Here is an 18,589-nt window from a genome sequence, read left to right on the forward strand (position 1 = left end):
AAGTCCCAATGTTGCAGGCACCGAAATAATCACTCGATAAACAAACTTGACCTTTGAAAATTGTCGCCGTCTAATCCAAAGAAAATGACGATATGCTGCCGGGGGAGGTTGCGTCGAAATGAAAGCCTCGGCTTTCGCTTACGCCCGCGCTACCAGCGTTGTGAATGCGCTGGAGTTGCTGGCTGCGTACGGCGACAAGGCCAAGGTGTTATCCGGCGGCCAAAGCCTGATGCCGGCAATGAATCTGCGCCTGATCTCCCCCGAATTCATTGTCGATATCGGTGGATTGGCTGAGCTTCGCGGGATAGTTGTGAAAGGCGACGTCTTAACGGTTCGTGCGCTCACGCGTCACGTGGACGTCCTGGGATCTCCCGAAATCGCGACCCATGCTCCTCTGTTGAGGGACGCTACCTCTCATGTCGCGCATCCGGCGATCCGCAACCGCGGCACGCTCGGCGGCAGCCTTGCGCACGCGGATCCGGCTTCCGAATTGCCGGCTTGCATGGTAGCACTGGGCGCGACCGTCATTGTTTGCGGACCACAGGGCGAGCGGCGAATCCCTGCTCAAGAATTCTTCACCGGCATTTATGAGACTGCACTTTCGCCACAGGAACTGCTGGTTGCCGTCGAACTGCCTGTCGCGCAGAAAGATTCCGCGCACTTCTTCCATGAATTTGCCCGCCGTCAAGGTGACTATGCCATTGTCGGCTTGGCCGCGCAGGCGATTATTCAAGGTGACCAGTTCGCTGATCTCCGCCTTGGCTTTTTCGCCGTTGGCGATCGGCCGTTGCTCGCCAAGGCCGCCGAGAATCTCGTGAACGTCGCGGTCACATCGGAAGTATTGGCCAGTGCCTCCGCGGCGCTCAGCGAAGAGCTTGATCCGCAGGAGGATCAGCAGGCAACCCCTGCTATGCGGCGGCATCTGGCGAAGGTCTTGCTCTCTCGTTGTGTGGCCACGCTGCTTTCCTGCCCCGATCTGCGTGCGGGAGCACGTGCGTGACCCCTGTGCCCATTTCACTCGAGGTTAATGGCGAGCGCGTCGAGGCCCATGTGCTGCCCCGGCTGAACCTGGCGGATTTCCTGCGTGAGCATCTGAAGTTGACCGGCACGCATGTCGGGTGTGAGCACGGGGTTTGCGGTGCCTGCACGGTGCGCTTCAATGGCGAGATCGCGCGCTCCTGCCTGATACTGGCGGTGCAGGCCCAAGAAGGATCGGTCGAAACGATCGAGGGGTTATCCGACAGCGGTGAAATCGCGGATTTGCAGGCTGCGTTCCGCGATCGCAACTCCCTGCAATGCGGCTTCTGCACACCGGCAATGTTGATGGTGGCGCAGGATCTGCTGAAGCAGACTCCTGTGCCGGATCGCGAAGAGATTCGTGAGCACCTTTCCGGTAATTATTGCCGTTGCACCGGCTATCAAGCGATTGTCGATGCGATTGAGACGACAGCGCGGTTGCGCGCGGAACGCGCGCCATGACGCGTGCACCTGAGAATCGCGACGCGTTTTCGGTGCTCGACCGGCCGAACTCCTATATCGGCAAGACCGTGCCGCGGCCGAACCTCGACCGGCTGATGCAGGGACGCGGGCAATATGTCAGCGACATCGAACTGCCGCGCATGGCGCATGTTGTATTCCTGCGGTCGCCGCACGCGCATGCAAGAATCACCGGTATCGACGCAGCAGCGGCAAAACGCATGCCGGGTGTAATTGCCGTCGTCACGGGCCAGGAAATTGCTGCGGTCATCACACCGTGGGTTGGGGTGCTTTCGCACTTGAAGGGTCTCAAATCCGCGCCGCAAAGCGCGATCGCGGTTGATCGGGTGTGCTGGCAGGGCGAAGCCGTCGCTGCAATCATCGCAACTAGCCGCGCCGCTGCCGAGGATGCGGCAGAACATGTCGCCGTCGCGTATGAGGAACTCGACGCTGTGACGGACATGCAAACTGCGCTCGACCCCACAACGTCTGTGATCCATCCCGCGCTCGGCGACAATCTGGCCTTCGAGCGTAATCATGATGCAGGCACCGTCGACGCGGCCTTTGCTGCCTCCGACGAGGTGGTGGAAGCAGAATTCATTTTTGGGCGGCACACCGGCGTGACGCTGGAGCCGCGTTCGGTAGTTGCTGACTGGAACGCAGCCGAAGCGCGGCTGACGATCTATCAGGGAACGCAGGCCCCGCATATGGTGCAGAATATTGCGGCGCTGCATCTCGGTCTTCAGGAGTCCCAGGTCCGCGTGGTCTGCAAGGACGTTGGCGGCTCCTTCGGTATCAAGGTCCACATCTATGCCGACGAAATGGCGACTTACGCACTGTCGAAACTGCTGCGGCGGCCGGTCAAATTCGTTGCCGACCGGGTCGAGAGTTTTAACACCGACATCCATGCGCGCGACCATCGCTGCAAGGGAAAGATCGGAGTTAAACGCGATGGTACGATCACCGCGTTCGAGATCGACGATCTTACGGGTATCGGGCCGTATTCAATGTATCCGCGAACCAGCGCCATCGAGGCCAATCAGGTCGTCAACCTGGTCGGTGGGCCCTATGCGACCAAGAACTACCGCGCCCGTGCCCGCGTCGTCTTCCAGAACAAGAACGTCATGTGTCAATATCGCGCGGTTGGGCATCCGATCGCCTGCTCGGTGACCGAGGGTCTGGTCGATCTGGCGGCGATGAAGATCGGCATGGATCCCGTCGAAATTCGCCGCCGCAACCTGATTGCCGACGACGCTTATCCCTGCGCCTCGCCCTCAGGTTTACGTTTCGAGCAATTGTCGCACCATGCCGCGTTGGCGAAGCTTATCAAGATGATGGACTATGACGCGCTGCGCGCGGAACAGGCCACGTTGCGAGCCAGAAACATTCACCGTGGTATCGGCATCGCCAGCTTTATCGAAGTCACCAATCCCAGCGCGGCATTCTATGGCGTCGGCGGCGCCAAGATATCGTCGCAGGATGGCGTCGCGGTACGGCTCGATGCCCAGGGAGCCGTGGTCTGCCACACCAGCATCACCGAGCAGGGGCAGGGATCGGAATCGCTCACCGCCCAGATCGTCGGTAGCGTGCTCGGTGTCTCGATGGATCGCGTTCGCGTCATCCTCGGCGATACCGACAACACGCCTTATGGAGGTGGCACCTGGGCCTCGCGCGGCGCCGGCATCGGCGGTGAGGCGGCACTTCAGGCCACCAAAGTCCTGCGCAGAAACATCCTTGATGTCGCTGCCGCTATCCTACAATCCACACCCGGCGAACTCGACATCATCAATAACAGCGTTGTGAACGTCAGCGATGGCGCGCCGCGCATTGAACTGAGTGAATTGGCAAGGATCGTTTATTTTCGCCCCGATACGCTGCCGCCGGGCATTCAGGCGGAGCTGATGGCGACACGGCATTTTGTTCCGCGCGAATATCCCTTCGCCTTTACCAATGGTGTTCAGGCCTCGTGGCTGGAGGTCGATACCGACACCGGCTTTGTCAAACTGTTGAAGCACTGGGTGGTCGAGGACTGCGGCACGATCATCAATCCGCAGCTGGTCGACGAACAGATCAGGGGCGGGGTGGTGCAGGGCCTCGGCGCCGCGCTGTTCGAAAAATGCGTTTATGACGAACGTGGTCAGCTCACCAACGCCAACATGGCCGATTATCTGGTGCCGATGTCCGGCGAAATGCCGGATATTGATGTCGGGCACGTGGTCTCGCCGACGCTGGAGTCGGAATTAGGCGCGAAAGGCGCCGGCGAGGCCGGAACGGCGGGAGCGGCGGCTGCGGTAACCAATGCAGTTAATGACGCGCTCAGGCCGTTTAGGACGATCGTTACGGAAATTCCGCTGACGCCCCAGATTATCCTGAACGCATTGGGCCGAATCTGACGAACGACGAGCTAAACCAGTGTTCACTCGGCTGCTGCGCTCGCGATCGAGCTCGCTTTCGGATTGGTAACGACCACCTTGATAGCATTGTCAACACGCTCACGCGCGTATCTTAGCGCAGTCGGCAGATCGGCCAGCGGAAATGTGTGCGTGTGGATTTTCGTCGCATCGAAGCGTTGTTCTGCCATCAGCGCCATAGCGCGGCGGGTCGCGCTGCGGCCTTCGCCGCGAATGCCATAGGCATGGATGTTGTTCTTTACGAGATGCGCGATATCCATCGTGACGGGATCATGCGGAAACGCCGCAAGGCAGATTTTTCCGCCACGATTGGTCATGTGAATAGCTTGATTGATTGTCGTCTCATTCCCGGCGCATTCTACCACATAGTCGGCGCCAATACCGCCGGTTAGTTGTTTGACGATCTCGACTGCGTCTTCGTCGTTGATATTGATCACGCGGTCTGCGCCGAGCTCCTTGCCGATCGCCAGCCGCCTGTTGCGCGTTCCGGTCAGGATCACCGGGCTGGCGCCGAGCGCTTTGGCAACCGCCACCGCGAGCAGTCCAATCGGGCCCGGTCCGATCACCACGACGCTCTCACCGGCGACCAACCCTCCCAACTCGGTCAAGCCATACATCGACGTGCCGGCGGTGACGACCAGCGTTGCCTCCGCATCGCTCATGGTGTCGGGCACCCGCGCCAGCGTATTGATGTGGTTGACGGCATATTCCGCAAAACCGCCATCGGTAGTGAATCCATTGGCACGGTGACCCTTCTCGGGCTTCCCGTAATTCAGGCACGAGGTGTACATGCCTTGGCGGCATCGTTTGCACTGGCCGCAACCAGCGTGGATCTCCACGCTAACACGCTCCCCAATTTCGAACTCGTCCACGTCAGGCCCGAGAGCTGCGACGGTGCCCATATATTCGTGGCCCGGCGTAAAATTCTTATTGAAGGGCAGGCCGCCCTGGATGCTCGCCGGCGAGCCTGTATGAATAATCTCAAGGTCAGTCGCGCAGATCGCAACCGCATCGATCCGGACCAGGACCTCAGCCCGTGCGGGAACGGGCACCGGTTTCTCTCGCAAAGCGAGTTGATCAGGGTCGCCGAGAACCCAGGCTTTCATGCGATCAGGGATGAGCAGTTTGGGCGAAGTCTGACGCCAGTGGGCTGATACATGCAGCGGATCCTCTCACGCCCGAGCCTAGCGGAAATCGCAGTTGGACGAATTGCCGGATGCCGGAAGCGACGCGGCATCGTTTGCTGCATAGCAAAACGGTTTGTCGCAAATCCTTCATCCGCGGCCTGTACTTGGTCCCCGGTTGGTGCTGAAATCCTTTCACGGCCTCACTAAATCGGAGTTTTCCATGAAGAGCGTCCGCCTTGTTCTTGCCATGCTGGCGCTATCGCTGATCGCGCCCGGGCAATCTGCCAAAGCGGCCGACGTCATCTGCTACAATTGTCCCCCGGAATGGGCGGACTGGGCCTCCATGCTCAAGGCGATCAAGGCCGACCTCAATTACGATATTCCGCACGACAACAAGAACTCCGGTCAGGCGCTGGCGCAGATACTGGCCGAGAAGAGCAACCCCGTCGGCGATATCGGCTATTTCGGCGTTACTTTCGGCATGAAGGCCAAGGCGCAGGATGCCCTCGAGCCTTATAAGCCCGCCAACTGGGAACAGGTCCCGGCCGGCCTGAAGGATGCCGATGGCTTCTGGACCACGATTCATTCGGGCACGCTTGGCCTGTTCGTGAACAAGGATGCGCTTGGCGGCAAGCCGGTGCCGGCCTGCTGGAAGGACCTTCTGAAGTCCGACTATAAGGGTATGGTCGGCTATCTCGACCCGTCTTCAGCCGCGGTCGGGTATGTCGGTGCAGTCGCGATCAACCTGGCGCTTGGCGGCTCGGCGGCCAATTTTGATCCCGCAATCAGCTTCTTCAAGGAGTTGAAGAAGAATGACCCGATCGTCCCCAAGCAGACTTCCTACGCCCGTGTGGTTTCGGGCGAGATGCCGATCCTGCTGGATTACGATTTCAACGCCTATCGCGCGAAGTACTCGGAGAAAGGCAATTTCGAATTTGTGATCCCTTGCGAAGGTTCTGTGGTTTTTCCTTACGTCGTTGGCCTCGTCAAGAACGCGGCGCACAAGGACAAGGCCAAAAAGGTTCTCGACTATCTTCTGTCCGACAAGGGGCAGGCGATCTGGACCAACGCCTATCTGCGTCCCGCGCGGCCGATCGATCTGCCTGAGGCCGTGAAGAAGAAGTTCCTGCCCGACAGCGACTACACTCGCGCGAAAAATGTCGACTGGGGTCAGATGGAAAACATGCAAAAAGGCTTCGTCGACCGCTATCTCGCCGAGGTTCGCTGAGGCAATATGGCGTCCGGTTAGAGCGTTTTCGAGCGAAGTGGGTACCGGTTCGCGTGAAGAAAACGCGTCGATAAAGTAGAGCTTCGGTTCTGATTCGTCAGAACTGAAGCTCCGGGGCGCCTTCTGCTGATGTCGCATAGATCCTTTGTCTGGTTGTGCCTGCTGCCGCTTGCGGTGGTGACGGCGGCGTTTTTTCTGCTCCCGATGGCGCGGCTGGTCGTGACCGGGGCGGAAGGTCCGCAAGGCGTCGCGGGCTATCTGGCGATCCTGACCGAGCCGCGTTACCGCGCGACCTTGATCAATACGGTCGTGCTGGCGGCTGCGACCACCATTGTGACGCTGATCGTGGCGACGATTGCTGGAATGTTCTTGCAGAGGCATCGCTTCCCCGGCCGCGCCGTACTGATTGCGATGCTGACCTTTCCGCTGGCGTTTCCCGGTGTGGTTATCGGCTTCCTGATCATCCTGCTCGCCGGGCGCCAGGGGCTGATCGGTGATCTTTCCAACCGCATGCTTGGCGAAAAGCTGGTCTTTGCCTATTCGATCTACGGGCTGTTCCTCGGTTATCTCTATTTCTCGATCCCGCGCGTCATCCTCACCATCATGGCCGCGGTGCAGAAGCTCGATGTTGGTTTGGAAGAGGCAGCCCGTTCGTTGGGGGCCAGTCCATGGGCGGTGCAGCGCGATGTGGTGTTGCCGGCGCTGGCACCGGCCTTCGTCGCTTCCGGTGCGATTGCCTTTGCGACGGCGATGGGCGCGTTCGGTACCGCGTTTACGCTGGCGACCAACATCGATGTATTGCCGATGCTGATCTATACCGAGTTCACGCTGGCTGCGAATTTTTCGACTTCGGCCGCGCTGTCGGTCGGGCTCGGCATCATTACCTGGTTCATCCTGGCGCTCGCCCGCTCCTTCAGCGGCAGCGCAGTTGCGGCGGCTGGATGAGCCATGCGTGATCGTCTGATCTTCACCGGCCAGCTCATTTTTACATTAATCGTCGCCGGATTCCTGGTGGTGCCCGCAATCCTGTCGATTTCCGCCGGCGTTACCGTGAACTATTTTCGCGGCATCCAGTCCGGCGTGACCCTGCAATGGGTTGTCCAGGTCTGGCAGCTCTATGCCGGCACTATCCTGCTGTCATTCGTGATCGCCTTTGCAACGCTCGCCGTGACGCTGGCCATAGGTGTTCCTGCAGCATACGCCTTGCACGTGCGGGGAGGGCGGCTGTCGCGCATCGTCGAGGAGGTCATCACGCTGCCGCTGGCGATACCAGGTCTGGCAATTGCCCTGGCATTGCTGCTCACCTACCAAGGCTTCAGCGACTTCCGCCGTTCTTGGCTCTTTATCCTGGTGGGGCATGTTATTTTCACCATGCCCTTTATGGTGCGATCAGTGATGGCGGTGTTTGCAACGGTCGATATCAAGACGCTCGACGAAGGTGCGGCGTCGCTCGGCGCATCACCGTGGCGGCGCTTCCGCGACGTGATCGTGCCGAATGCCGTGCCGGGGATACTTGCCGGCAGCCTGATGGTGGTGACGCTTTCGCTTGGCGAATTCAACCTGACCTGGATGCTTCATACACCCCTGACCAAGACGCTGCCCATCGGGCTTGCGGACAGCTACGCCTCGATGCGGCTCGAGGTCGCGTCGGCCTATACGTTGATATTCTTCGTAATGATCATCCCGCTGTTGGTGGCCATGCAATTCTTTGCCGAGAAGGAACAGAAGAGATGAACGCGTCAGCAGGACATGGCGCGTCGGTGCGTATTGAGGCTTGCGGCAAGACGTTTATCGATGGTACGCGCGCGCTGGAGCCCGCGACGCTCGATATTGCGCGTGGTGAGACGCTGGTGTTGCTTGGTCCGTCCGGATGCGGAAAGACCACGATGCTGCGCATCATCGCGGGACTCGAATTGCCTGATGCCGGCGGTAAGGTACTGTTCGACGACAAGGATATGACGTCGGTGCCGATCGAACGGCGCAACGTCGGCATGGTGTTCCAGTCCTACGCGCTGTTTCCTAACATGAGCGTAGCTGACAATATCGGCTACGGCCTGAAAATCCGCGGTGTGCCGGCCAAGGAGCGTGCGGCGCGCGTCGCCGAACTGGTCGCGCTGACCAACATTTCCGGGCTAGAGAATCGCCGCATCGATCAGCTGTCCGGGGGACAGCGCCAACGCGTGGCGCTGGCGCGTGCAGTTGCAATCCGGCCGGGTATCCTGTTGCTCGACGAACCCCTGACGGCGCTCGACGCGGCGCTGCGCGACCGGCTGCGCGGTGAGCTCAATCGCCTGCTGCGCGCGCTTGGCATCACCACAATCTATGTAACGCACGACCAGGCCGAAGCGATGGAACTCGGCGATCGCGTCGTCGTCATGCAGAAAGGGACGATCGCGCAGATCGGTACGCCGCGCGAGATCTACTTCGCGCCGCAAAGTCGTTTCGTGGCCGAATTCATCGGTGCCGCTAACATCATTGAAGCGCCGATCGAGAACGGTCATCTTGTTTTGCCGGGCGGGCGGCAGGCGATTGGGGGCGGTGAAAGTATGTCGGCGGCGGTCGCCATGATTCGTCCCGAAACGATCCGCGTAGTGGAGACGGGGAGTGCCCCGCTTTCCGGCGTCATCGACAGCGTCAGCTTTATTGGCGACCGGCAACGACTGGTGATAAGCGGTGTATCCAATAGGCTATTTACTGTTGATGCGCCGAATACGGTACAAGCCAAGGCCGGCGAACGGGTCGGGTTGTTGATTTCGCCGGAAGCCGTTCGTTTGCTGCCGTCCGAAAGTTGAGAACGCCAATGTCGCCAAAACCGGTTCGTATCGCCCAAATTTCCGATCTGCATATCAAGCCGCCAGGCTCGCTCGCCTATGGCCGGGTCGATACTGCCAGGGCCCTGGAGCGTTGCGTCGCGGCGTTGAACGAATTTCAGCCGGCACCTGATTTTGTGGTGATATCAGGTGATCTGGCAGATACGCCGACGGCTGAGGAATATCAGCAGCTTAAGCGGCTGCTGACGCCATTGAAACTCCCATTCGCCGGCATTCCCGGCAATCACGACTCGCGTCAGTTGATGCGCGATGCGTTCCCCTCCGCTCCATATGCCTTGGCGTCTGGGGCGCTCAATCAGAGGATTGAGATCGGGGGGCTGGATCTGCTGCTGGTGGACTCAAGCGTACACCAAAAGCCGCATGGCGAACTCGAAGAGCCCACGCTGCGCTGGCTTGACGCGGCCCTGGCGGCTTCGCCCGATCGGCCAGCGCTGCTGTTTCTGCATCATCCGCCGTTCAAGGCCGGTATCTGGCACATGGATCGCCAGAATCTCCTCAACTCGAGCGAACTCGCCCTCATCGTTCGGCGTCATCCGCGTGTGCAACTCATCGCGACCGGTCATATTCACCGCGCGGCCTTGACGATGTTTGCGGGCGTGCCGACCACGATCTGTCCGGCGCCGAACCACGCGGTCGATCTTGACCTTGCTGAGCTCCGCGGGCCCTCGTTCAAGGTGGAGCCGCCGGCCTTTCACCTCCACAGCTGGTTTCCGGGCGAGGACTTCGGCAGCATCGTCACTCATCAGGTGCCGATTGGGGCGTTTGACGGTCCGCACCCGTTTTTCGGGCCAGATGGGAAACTGCTTTAGGAGGCTCTTAAGCCTACCCTTCGGCGGCGTTTCTCAAAATTATCGTTCCGCCATCGATAGCTTCCCTCGTGCCGGGCCATCCTTCTTGCCTCGCATGTCGATTGACGCACCGGCTCATTCTTCATTTCGCTGCCGACCAGATTGCCAAGCTGGCGTGGAGGAGCAATCATTCTCCGGAAGATGTGGCCCATATCCCAAATCCTGACCGTCTGCGGAGAATCATGAAATGCGCCTGCTCCATTCGTTGATTCCGGCGCTCGCACTGCTCCTGAGCTCCCATGCAATCGCACAGACATCCTATCCGGACCGGCCCATCAAGATGATTGTGCCGCTGGCTGCAGCGAGTGCCGTCGACGTTGCGGCGCGGATCGTGACGCAGAAAATGGCCGACAATATGGGCCAGCAGTTCGTGATCCTGAATCAGCCTGGCGCTTCAGGGATGATCGGGGCGGAGCAGGTCGCGCGGGCTGAACCGGACGGCTACACGATCGGCGGCTTCAACGACAGCGTCATGACCATGGTGCCCAACCTGCAGTCCACGATGCGCTGGGACATATTGAAGGATTTCGAACCGGTATCGCTGGTTGCAACCGTGGAGTGGGGGCTGGTCACCAGCAATCGGGCCAGCTTCAAAAGCGCGGCGGATCTGATCGCAGCCGCGAAAGCAACGCCTGGCAAGATCGATTAGGGCTCGGGTGGCCCGGGAAGCCCGCAGCATTTGGCCATGGCGATGTTTGCTTCCGCGGCCGGCATATCGCTGACTCACGTGCCCTATAAGGGCGCAACGCAAGCTGCCACCGATGTCGCCGCAGGTCAGATTCCAGTCGGCTTCCAGGGGATCGGCACGGTTGCTGCCCTGGTGCGCGGCGGCCAGCTCAAACTGATCGGAGTGACTACCGAGAAAAGATTGGCGCAATTCCCCGACGTGCCGACCGTCTCTGAATCCGGCTTGCCAGGATTCTTCTTCAATTCTTGGTTTGCGATTCTTGCGCCTGCCGGCACGCCGAAGGCGATCATCGCTCGGTTGAACGCCGAGGCGCTGAAGGCGGTCGGTGATCCCGAGGTACGCCGCAAGCTGGAGGAGCTGGGATTTGCGGTGCGCGGCAGTTCGTCTGAAGAGTTGCGTGTCATGACGCGTGATCAGCTTGCCAAATACGCGCGCGTGATCAAGGAAATGGGAATCGCGAACGAATAAGCCGCCGGAGCGAAGCGATCGGAGCAGCGTAGCGCCGGCGAGGTCCGTTAGAGGCCGAAACTGGTGCCTCAATGGCGTCCGGCTATTTCCGCGTGACGGGATAGCTCAATGGCCGTACTATCCGATCGCCCGTTCCAGGGTTATCGGAGCGTTAATGCCTGGGTTGCCTTTGTGTTTTGGCCGCCAAATCGACGCAGTAGGATGCTTTCCGGTTGAAAAGCCAACCGGCGTTGATTACGGAAGAGCTACATCCCGAACAGTTTCTGGAGTTTGACTGGCGTGCCTCAACAAAGGACGGGTGAAGCTCAGGGATTTTCGAGCAGCAAACTGTCAGTTTTGCGCAAGCATCCCTATTTTGTCGACCTCGAGCCCGAAGCCTTCGATCAACTCTGCCGTTACGCCAAACACGTCACGCTGAAGCGGGGAGCGACGATCTTCGCCAAGGGAGATCCCGGCAACAGCCTGTTTGCCGTTATCTCCGGCACGGTGAAGATCAGTATTTCGTCGCCCGATGGCCGCAATGCAATCCTGAACCTGATCGGGGCGGGGGAGATTTTTGGCGAAATCGCGCTGCTTGACGGCTCTGTCCGCTCGGCAGACGCGACTGCGAACACCCCCTGCGAGCTCTTCACGATCGACCGGCGCGAGTTCATTCCTTTCGTGCGCAGCCAGCCGGGGCTTGCGATGAAGTTCATCGAACTGTTGTGCACGCGGATTCGCTGGACCAGCGATCAGGTCGAACAGGTCATCCTGCAAAATTTGCCGGGTCGGTTGGCCAGCGCGCTGCTTCGCTTAACCGAGAAACAACCGCAGGGCCGAACCATTGCGATTACCCAGCAGGAAATCAGCGAGATGGTCGGTATGACGCGAGAAAGCATCAATAAGCAGTTGCGGGCGTGGGCGGCGCGCGACTGGGTGCGGCTCGAGCACGGCGCGATCGTTGTACTGAAGGCCGAGCCGCTGCAGGCTTTGGCCGAAGCCGGATCTGGCGACGAAGGCGAATAGCGGCGTGCAGCCGGCCAATTCTTCGGCGCGTTTCGCGATATTGTTTTTACAGGTCGAACACGGCCACAGCGCGGATCGGGGAGGCGGTGCCCCCGCGCCACTTCATCGGCAGGCCGATGAAGGTGAACCGGCCTTTACCGAGCAGCGCTTCCAGATTGCACAAGCTCTCGATGTGGGTGATGTCGAGGTCGAGACAGGCCTTGTGAACGAGCGCGTTCACGTCGCCTTCGGGACCGGGCCGCATCGAGTCAATGCCAAAATGCACGACGCCCTGCTGTGCCAGCCATTCGGTCGCGGCGACGTTCACACCAGAATTATCGCTCGAATATTCCTTGCGGGGAAACGTGCGTTCGTGATGGCCGGTGCAGAGCAGCACGGTGCCACCCCTCGGTACCGGCACGCCGGCCTTTGTCACGGCTGCCTCGAGTTCGGCAGGAGTGATCTCCGCGCGCGGCGCGATGTGGCGCAGATCGAGGCAGATACCCGGGACGATGCATTTCTCCAGCGGATACTGATCAATCGGTATGCCGCTCTTGCCGAAATGCCGGGGTGCATCGATGTGGGTGCCGGCGTGATCGACCATTGAGATGAACATCGATGCAAGTCCGTGCACGTTGCCGGACTCGGCAAGGGATTCTTCGTGCGTTTTCCAGACGCCATGCATGACAGGTGGATGGCCTGGATAGCTCGGCGTGCGGTGATAGAGTTCTCGGCTGAGGTCGACGATCTTCACGGTAGGATACCCTTGGGGAGAAGCTGTTAAGTCGTGCCTCTGATAAACCCTGCGCGCTCGCGTTGTTCTTGTTGCCCTGCGCCGATCAACAAGCCGATCAATTCCTGCGCCTGCGGAGCGTGGGCAGCATTGGCAGCGATTCCAGCTGTGTACATAGTCGCGAGTTCGCAGCCGGGTGGCAGAGTTCCGGACAGGCTGACGCCCTTGGTGCTGATGATCTCGGTCGATTGCGTGCAGCCGATCGGACGTCGCGCATCGGAAGTCGCCATTTCGCGCATGGCGGTCGCGCCGTTCGGGAAAATCTTGAGCCGGCCAGCGACCTCGTCGGCGATGCCGAGTTGCGCCAGAACCTTCGCGACGTGAATGCCGGCGGTCGAGGCTACCGTGTCTGGAACGTAGATCGCATCCGATGCAAGCAAGCATTCGCGTAAGCCTACGGTATCCTTGACCGTAACCCGAGGATCGCCAGCGCGAACGGCGAGGGCGGTCTCTACCAAGCCGACATTTGCGATCGACGAGGCGACCACAAGCTTCTCCTCGGCAAGCTTGGCCACGATCGCCGTGGTCAGAATGACGATGTCGGCCGATATGCCCTTGCGCAATTTGTCGGCCATGGCGCCAACCGCGCCAAACTCTCCCGCGATATCGAAACCGGTCCGCGCCTTGAATGTCGAAGCCAGGCTGCCGACCAGTCCCTGTGCCGCGCCGCCGCTCAGGATGTTCAGGCTGCTCATGGGGCCTGCTCCATGGCAGCGATGATACTTTCGCGCGTGATAGGAAGATGGCGCATGCGCACGCCAAGCGCGTCAAACACAGCGTTGGCAATGGCCGCCGTGACTGGACCATGGGCAGCTTCGCCGGCGCCGACCGGGTCCATCTCCGGGCGCTGGATCAGTTCGACTTCGACCTCCGGCACCTCGCTGAAGCGAAGGATCGGATACTCCGTCCAACTGGTGCTGGTGATGCGCTCGCGGTCGAAGCGGACGCGTTCCTTCAACACCCAGCTGGTGGCCTGGATCGCACCGCCTTCGATCTGGTTGATGACGCCGTCGGGATTGATGGCTTCGCCGACATCGACCGCCAGAGTGAGCTTCCGGACGCGGATATCCTCGGCGCTTTCGATCTCGGCGACCGCGGCACAATAGGCGCCGGTGTTCTTGTAGCGGGCAAAGGCGATGCCGTAGCCAATGCCGGGTTGCTTCTCCGGCTTCCACCGGGCGCGCCTTGCAGCAGCGCCGATCACGTCCTTGGCCCGCTCGTCCCCCAAATGACGTAGTCGGAACGCGACCGGATCTTCGCCGCGCTCGGCGGCGATCTCATCGAGGAAGGCTTCGATTGCGAATACATTGCCCTGCGCGCCCAGCGTCCGCAGCGCGGAGGTGCGGATCGGCATCGTCGTCAGGCGATGGCTTTCGATCTGCCATGATGGGAAGTCATAGAGCGGTACGGCATTGCGATCGCCGCCACCGCCATTGGCCTGCGGTGGATTGGTCGAGATCATCCGCGGAAACGGGTTCTCCAGCTCGAATCCCGCCAGCAGCGCCGGTTGCGCCGCGCGCCCCGGCCGTGCCACATGGCCGTTGCTCCAGATGGAATGGCGCCAGTCGATGATCTCGCCCGCTGCGTCGAGATCGGCCTCAATCTCGATCGCCATGGCCGCGCCAAGCGGCGCATCCGACATCTCGGCTTCGCGCGACCATTGCACTCGAACCGGCCGGCCGCCGGTGGCTTTGGCGAGCAACACAGCGTCGAGCGCAACGTCGTCGGCCGCATTGTGTCCGTAGCAGCCGGCGCCTTCCAGATGCTCCACTATGATACTCTCGGCCGGCAATTTGAGAACCAGCGCCAGATCGGTGCGCAGGAGATAGACGCCCTGGCTGTGGGTCCAGACGTGGACGCGGTCGCCATTCCACTGTGCCATGGCGCAGGAGGGCGCGATCGAGGCGTGAGCGATATAGGGGCGGGTATATCGCCGTTGAAGGGTCCGCTTCTTGGCGCCGGGCGACGATGCTGTTCGCTTATCGATGATCGTTGTTTCCGAGGGTTCGGCCTTCAGGAATGCAGCTAAATCGCTTTCATCGGGCAGGGGCTCACCGTCGGTCCAGACCGCCCCTTTGCGTAAGGCTTGCAGCGCTGCCTCCGCGCCATGCTCGGTTTCGCAGACGACGCCCGCGAAACTGCCATCGCGCACCACCGCGACGAAGCCGGCCATCGCGCGGACGCTGTCGTCTTTTAGCCCGGTGAGTTTCACGCGCGCGTTCTGCGGCCGCAACACGCGGCCGTGCAGCATTTCCGGCAGTGCCCAATCGTGAATGAAGCGCGGTCGCGCGAATACCTTGTCGGGGATGTCGATCCGCTGCACCGAGTTTCCGGCGAGGGCGCGGCGTGTGGGCGGCTTCGGTCTCACATCGGGCGTCGCGTCGCGATCGAGCGAGACTTCTTCCGCAAGCTCCCAATAGCTCGTCGTGACATTGCCCGGCCCGGAAATGGTGCCGTCCTCGACACCGAGCGAGGCGATGTCGACACCCAACCGTTCCGATGCCAGTTGAAGAAAGATCTGGCGTACCTCGGCGCAGGCATGCCGCATCGCGCGTCCCGATTGTTGCACGGAGAGGCTGCCTGAAGTCACGCCCTCGTTGGGGCTGACAGCGGTCGACGCGCGGATCATCTGCACGCGGGAAATATCGATTTCGAGTTCGTCGGCGGCGATCTGGGCCAGCGCCGTTACGATACCTTGCCCGATCTCCACCTTGCCCGGCGAGACCGTCACCTGTCCCTGCGGCGAAAATTTCAACCAGGATGACAGGTTCGGGTTTGCCGCGAGATTCACCGGCAATTTGGGCGAGGACGGGCTCGGCGCTGGCTGGTTCATTCCGCCGCCATCTCGTCGGCTGCGCGCAGCACCGCCCGCACCATGCGATTATGCGAGCCGCAACGGCAAAGGTTACCGTCGAGCGCCTCCTTCACCTCGCGGCTGGTGGGCGCGGGATTTCGTTTCAGCAGCGCGGCCGCGCTGATGAGAATTCCGGAGACGCAATAACCGCATTGCAGCGCCTGCTCGGCGATAAAGGCCCGTTGCAGCGGATGCGGTCGCTCAGCCGTTCCCAAGCCCTCGATGGTCGTGATGTCCTTGTCCGCCACCGACCACAGCGGCGTATCGCAGGCCGCCACGGCGTGGTCGCCGAGCATGACGTTGCAGGCGCCGCATTCACCCGCGCCGCAGCCGAAATGCGATCCGGTCATGCCGAGCTGCCCGCGCAAAATGTCCAGCAGCGACCGATCGGGATCGGCGTCGACATCCGTCTCGACGCCATTAAGGCGAAATCGAACGCTTGGCATCGGGCGAAGACCCTGGCTGGCGGTTCTTATTGCGGCTTGTCGAATTTCTTGACGACCTCAGCCCACTTCACAATATCGCCGCGCAGGAATTTGTCGAACTCTTCCGGCGTCATCGCCATGGGAACCGCGCCCTGCTGGGTCCAGAGCTTGACGATATCCGGCCGTTTCACCGCGGCGTTCACGGCGGCATTGATCTTGTCGATGACCGTCTTTGGCGTTCCTGCCGGCGCCATCAATCCCAGCCAGATGGTCGCCTCATAGCCGGCAACGCCGGCTTCGATCGTCGTCGGCACGTTGGGCAGCACCGTGGAGCGCGTCTTGCCGGTGGTCGCCAGCGCGCGTACTTGATTCTCCGCGACATTGGGCGTCATCGTCGGAACGGCGTCGATCATCATCTGCACCTGGCCGCCAATCACGCCGCTACGCGCCTCGCCGCTGTTGCGGTAGGGCACATGCACGAGATCAACGCCGGCCATGGTTTTGAACAGCTCGCCGGCCATGTGATACGGCGTGCCCTGGCCGGACGACGCATAATTCAGCTTGCCGGGTTGCGATTTGGCTAGCGCGATGAATTCCTGCAGCGTCTTCGCCTGGACCGTAGGGTGAACCACGACTACGAGGTCAGAGTAGTTGACCGGTGCAATCGGCGCGAGATCACGCATCAGCTCATATTTGCGCTGCGGCACCAGGGACTCATTGGCGGTCTGGGTGTTCGACATCATCAGCAACGTGTAACCATCAGGCGGTGACTTGGCCGCCTCGACCGTGCCGATGACGCCGCCGGCGCCGGTACGATTTTCGATCACGAAGGGCTGGCCGAAGCTTTCCTGCAGGATACTGCCGATCTGGCGGGCGGTGACGTCGGCAGGGCCACCGGCGCCGAACGGGACGATCACCCGGACTGGCCTTGAGGGATAGTCCTGCGCCAGGCCTGTTGTCCCAAGAACGGTCTGTGCCGCGAAAAGCGTTGCCGCCAGGGCAAGCGCCAATCTCAAGCGGATCATTTCAACCTCCCGAACCCAGCCTTGTTCTGCTTGGCCTGTTGCCGGCCCAATCTGGCTTCAGGGAAGTCTAGCGATCCGCGCGGTGACCGCCAGTACCTTCAGATGCGACATTCGTCGCGCTGCTGGTTTGTTTGAACCCATTGATCCCCAGCCCCTTTCGGAAGTGCCTCGTCCTATTTGACGTTCCTATTTGACGTTTTGCATCAATCAAGCCGCAACCATCTGCATCATCGACGCAACGCTGGCGTGGCCAACGCAAATAGAATCATTGAGAGTGGGAAACTGACTGCTGATCCAGAACACCCCGTCGCGAGGAGCGTGACATGAAGTTCTTCCCCTGCATGGCTGTTGCTGCCCTACTGCTCGCCAGCAGTAGCGCCGTCACCAATGCCCAGACCCTTCCGGCCTATATGGCGCCGATCTCGGGTAAATCGGCTGCAACCGTCTCGGATATCGCGACTAGGGATATGCTGGCGCTCAACACCGGCATGTTCGAGCTTTATGGCAATGCAGCAAAGATCTTCCAAAAGAACATCCTGGACAAGCATCCGGTGATTCTCGCCCTGTTCTCGGGCGCCGGCGGTCGGATGATCCTGTACCGGCCGGGGATGGCGCCAATGGATGCGCCGCAGGTGCCGATCGTCTATCAACTGCTGAAATCGGTCGGCCACAGCACGATGGCGCTGGCCCAGGTCGTCGGCCCCTATGTCGACAACCCCGATGACAAATCCTGGCGCGGGGCGATGCTGGCCTATCGCAGCCGCATGCAATCGGCGCTCGATGGCCTCGACGCCACGCCGATGGAACCCGGTTGGCGCGACAACAACCGCACCATCTTGCAGAACAACCTCGCGTTCATGGACGAGTGCGTCGCCAAGGGCGTCGTGCCGTTCGCCGCGCTCGAAGCCTTCGGCAAGAAGCAGGCGCCGTATCTGGCGAAGAACGTGGCTTGGGCGGCGCAGACACAAGTCGGGCACTGGATGACGGTGCTGGCGGACTGGAAGAAGCAACTCGGCGCCGACTGGGACAAGACCTATGCCGCGAGCAACACAATCTATGTGGCTCGCCAGAACAACGTTCTGTTCAGCATCCTGGCGCAATTCTTCGGTCCTGACGCGATCAACAGCCGCTTGCTGCTGATCGAGACGGTTTCGTTCACGACGACGCCGGCAGACATGCTGGAATCCTTGACCCGCATCATTGCGGATCGCTCGGTCGGTTCGCTGTTCTTTGGCAACTATCATCTGATGGACTACGAGCTGATGGGAGGCGACGCGCGTGTCGCGATCGTTGCGGAAACCGGCAAGCGCGGCATGACGCCGTTCCTGCCGCCCGTCGTTCCGTTCGGCTCCAAGCAATGGCCGACATTGGTGACAACCGGGCCGGGTCCCGCGTCGATCGCCGATCTGAAGTAGTTCCGATAGTGTTGAC

16 protein-coding genes and 1 pseudogene are annotated in these 18,589 nt (G+C 60.8%); 11 read left to right on the forward strand and 6 right to left on the reverse strand.

The genetic code is table 11. The features are described 5' to 3' along the window. Positions 1–118: 118 nt before the first annotated feature. The 3 genes from JQ558_RS16415 to JQ558_RS16425 are packed head-to-tail and all read left to right on the forward strand — an operon-like array spanning position 119 to position 3,869. Positions 119–1,000: a xanthine dehydrogenase family protein subunit M gene (locus tag JQ558_RS16415; protein WP_212294232.1), complete on the forward strand. Its 882-nt coding sequence runs from the start codon at positions 119–121 to the stop codon at positions 998–1,000. Next, positions 997–1,479, forward strand: coding sequence for a (2Fe-2S)-binding protein (locus JQ558_RS16420; RefSeq protein WP_409363417.1), 483 nt, complete (start codon positions 997–999; stop codon positions 1,477–1,479). The genes JQ558_RS16415 and JQ558_RS16420 overlap by 4 nt, the downstream gene beginning before the upstream one ends. Next, complete coding sequence (locus JQ558_RS16425; RefSeq protein WP_212294233.1) at positions 1,476–3,869, forward strand: xanthine dehydrogenase family protein molybdopterin-binding subunit; 2,394 nt, start codon at positions 1,476–1,478, stop codon at positions 3,867–3,869. The genes JQ558_RS16420 and JQ558_RS16425 overlap by 4 nt, the downstream gene beginning before the upstream one ends. A 23-nt stretch (positions 3,870–3,892) precedes the next feature. Here the strand turns inward: JQ558_RS16425 and JQ558_RS16430 are convergent, their stop codons facing one another. After that, positions 3,893–4,993, reverse strand: a complete 1,101-nt coding sequence (locus JQ558_RS16430; protein WP_212294234.1) for a zinc-binding dehydrogenase — start codon at positions 4,991–4,993, stop codon at positions 3,893–3,895. A gap of 241 nt (positions 4,994–5,234) precedes the next feature. Here JQ558_RS16430 and JQ558_RS16435 point away from each other — a divergent pair, with 241 nt between their 5' ends. The 7 genes and pseudogenes from JQ558_RS16435 to JQ558_RS16470 all read left to right on the forward strand — a co-directional run bounded on the left by JQ558_RS16435 (position 5,235) and on the right by JQ558_RS16470 (position 12,082). Beyond that, the gene (locus JQ558_RS16435; protein ID WP_212294235.1) at positions 5,235–6,242 is read left to right on the forward strand and encodes an ABC transporter substrate-binding protein; all 1,008 of its coding nucleotides are present in this window, start codon (positions 5,235–5,237) and stop codon (positions 6,240–6,242) included. Positions 6,243–6,371: 129 nt separating this feature from the next. Beyond that, complete coding sequence (locus JQ558_RS16440; protein WP_212210075.1) at positions 6,372–7,187, forward strand: ABC transporter permease; 816 nt, start codon at positions 6,372–6,374, stop codon at positions 7,185–7,187. 3 nt (positions 7,188–7,190) lie between these two features. Continuing rightward, positions 7,191–7,976 (forward strand): ABC transporter permease, encoded by a 786-nt coding sequence (locus JQ558_RS16445; protein ID WP_212294236.1) that lies wholly within the window; start codon positions 7,191–7,193, stop codon positions 7,974–7,976. Continuing rightward, entirely contained in the window at positions 7,973–9,034 is a 1,062-nt protein-coding gene (locus JQ558_RS16450) for an ABC transporter ATP-binding protein (RefSeq protein WP_212294237.1), read from the forward strand. The genes JQ558_RS16445 and JQ558_RS16450 overlap by 4 nt, the downstream gene beginning before the upstream one ends. Before the next feature lie 8 nt (positions 9,035–9,042). After that, entirely contained in the window at positions 9,043–9,882 is an 840-nt protein-coding gene (locus tag JQ558_RS16455; protein WP_212294238.1) for a phosphodiesterase, read from the forward strand. A gap of 319 nt (positions 9,883–10,201) precedes the next feature. Continuing rightward, positions 10,202–11,077 (forward strand): annotated as a pseudogene (locus JQ558_RS37255) (Bug family tripartite tricarboxylate transporter substrate binding protein). A gap of 279 nt (positions 11,078–11,356) precedes the next feature. Continuing rightward, a complete protein-coding gene (locus tag JQ558_RS16470; RefSeq protein WP_212294241.1) occupies positions 11,357–12,082 on the forward strand; it encodes a Crp/Fnr family transcriptional regulator in 726 nt (241 codons plus the stop codon). 46 nt (positions 12,083–12,128) lie between these two features. Here the strand turns inward: JQ558_RS16470 and JQ558_RS16475 are convergent, their stop codons facing one another. The 5 genes from JQ558_RS16475 to JQ558_RS16495 are packed head-to-tail and all read right to left on the reverse strand — an operon-like array spanning position 12,129 to position 17,158. Beyond that, entirely contained in the window at positions 12,129–12,815 is a 687-nt protein-coding gene (locus tag JQ558_RS16475; RefSeq protein WP_212294242.1) for a cyclase family protein, read from the reverse strand. Positions 12,816–12,841: 26 nt separating this feature from the next. Beyond that, entirely contained in the window at positions 12,842–13,549 is a 708-nt protein-coding gene (locus JQ558_RS16480; RefSeq protein WP_212294243.1) for a substrate-binding domain-containing protein, read from the reverse strand. Then, entirely contained in the window at positions 13,546–15,687 is a 2,142-nt protein-coding gene (locus tag JQ558_RS16485; protein ID WP_212294244.1) for a molybdopterin cofactor-binding domain-containing protein, read from the reverse strand. The genes JQ558_RS16480 and JQ558_RS16485 overlap by 4 nt, the downstream gene beginning before the upstream one ends. After that, positions 15,684–16,154, reverse strand: a complete 471-nt coding sequence (locus tag JQ558_RS16490) for a (2Fe-2S)-binding protein (RefSeq protein WP_212210083.1) — start codon at positions 16,152–16,154, stop codon at positions 15,684–15,686. Before JQ558_RS16490 ends, JQ558_RS16485 begins: the two co-directional genes overlap by 4 nt. Before the next feature lie 26 nt (positions 16,155–16,180). Continuing rightward, the gene (locus JQ558_RS16495; RefSeq protein WP_212294245.1) at positions 16,181–17,158 is read right to left on the reverse strand and encodes a tripartite tricarboxylate transporter substrate binding protein; all 978 of its coding nucleotides are present in this window, start codon (positions 17,156–17,158) and stop codon (positions 16,181–16,183) included. Positions 17,159–17,481: 323 nt separating this feature from the next. On the opposite strand from JQ558_RS16495, the gene JQ558_RS16500 reads away from it, so the two are divergent. Further along, the gene (locus tag JQ558_RS16500; RefSeq protein WP_212274824.1) at positions 17,482–18,573 is read left to right on the forward strand and encodes a hypothetical protein; all 1,092 of its coding nucleotides are present in this window, start codon (positions 17,482–17,484) and stop codon (positions 18,571–18,573) included. Positions 18,574–18,589: the final 16 nt, after the last annotated feature.

Origin of the sequence: Bradyrhizobium sp. AUGA SZCCT0160, assembly GCF_018130105.1 — a bacterium.
Taxonomy (GTDB): domain Bacteria; phylum Pseudomonadota; class Alphaproteobacteria; order Rhizobiales; family Xanthobacteraceae; genus Bradyrhizobium.

Excerpts from the sequence above, each read along its gene's own strand:
- JQ558_RS16415 (WP_212294232.1), top strand. The coding sequence starts at position 119 with ATGAAAGCCTCGGCTTTCGCTTACGCCCGCGCTACCAGCGTTGTGAAT.
- JQ558_RS16490 (WP_212210083.1), bottom strand. The coding sequence starts at position 16,154 with ATGCCAAGCGTTCGATTTCGCCTTAATGGCGTCGAGACGGATGTCGAC.
- JQ558_RS16430 (WP_212294234.1), bottom strand. The coding sequence starts at position 4,993 with ATGAAAGCCTGGGTTCTCGGCGACCCTGATCAACTCGCTTTGCGAGAG.
- JQ558_RS16435 (WP_212294235.1), top strand. The coding sequence starts at position 5,235 with ATGAAGAGCGTCCGCCTTGTTCTTGCCATGCTGGCGCTATCGCTGATC.
- JQ558_RS16485 (WP_212294244.1), bottom strand. The coding sequence starts at position 15,687 with ATGAACCAGCCAGCGCCGAGCCCGTCCTCGCCCAAATTGCCGGTGAAT.
- JQ558_RS16500 (WP_212274824.1), top strand. The coding sequence starts at position 17,482 with ATGAAGTTCTTCCCCTGCATGGCTGTTGCTGCCCTACTGCTCGCCAGC.
- JQ558_RS16445 (WP_212294236.1), top strand. The coding sequence starts at position 7,191 with ATGCGTGATCGTCTGATCTTCACCGGCCAGCTCATTTTTACATTAATC.
- JQ558_RS16495 (WP_212294245.1), bottom strand. The coding sequence starts at position 17,158 with ATGATCCGCTTGAGATTGGCGCTTGCCCTGGCGGCAACGCTTTTCGCG.
- JQ558_RS16450 (WP_212294237.1), top strand. The coding sequence starts at position 7,973 with ATGAACGCGTCAGCAGGACATGGCGCGTCGGTGCGTATTGAGGCTTGC.
- JQ558_RS16480 (WP_212294243.1), bottom strand. The coding sequence starts at position 13,549 with ATGAGCAGCCTGAACATCCTGAGCGGCGGCGCGGCACAGGGACTGGTC.
- JQ558_RS16440 (WP_212210075.1), top strand. The coding sequence starts at position 6,372 with ATGTCGCATAGATCCTTTGTCTGGTTGTGCCTGCTGCCGCTTGCGGTG.
- JQ558_RS16455 (WP_212294238.1), top strand. The coding sequence starts at position 9,043 with ATGTCGCCAAAACCGGTTCGTATCGCCCAAATTTCCGATCTGCATATC.
- JQ558_RS16425 (WP_212294233.1), top strand. The coding sequence starts at position 1,476 with ATGACGCGTGCACCTGAGAATCGCGACGCGTTTTCGGTGCTCGACCGG.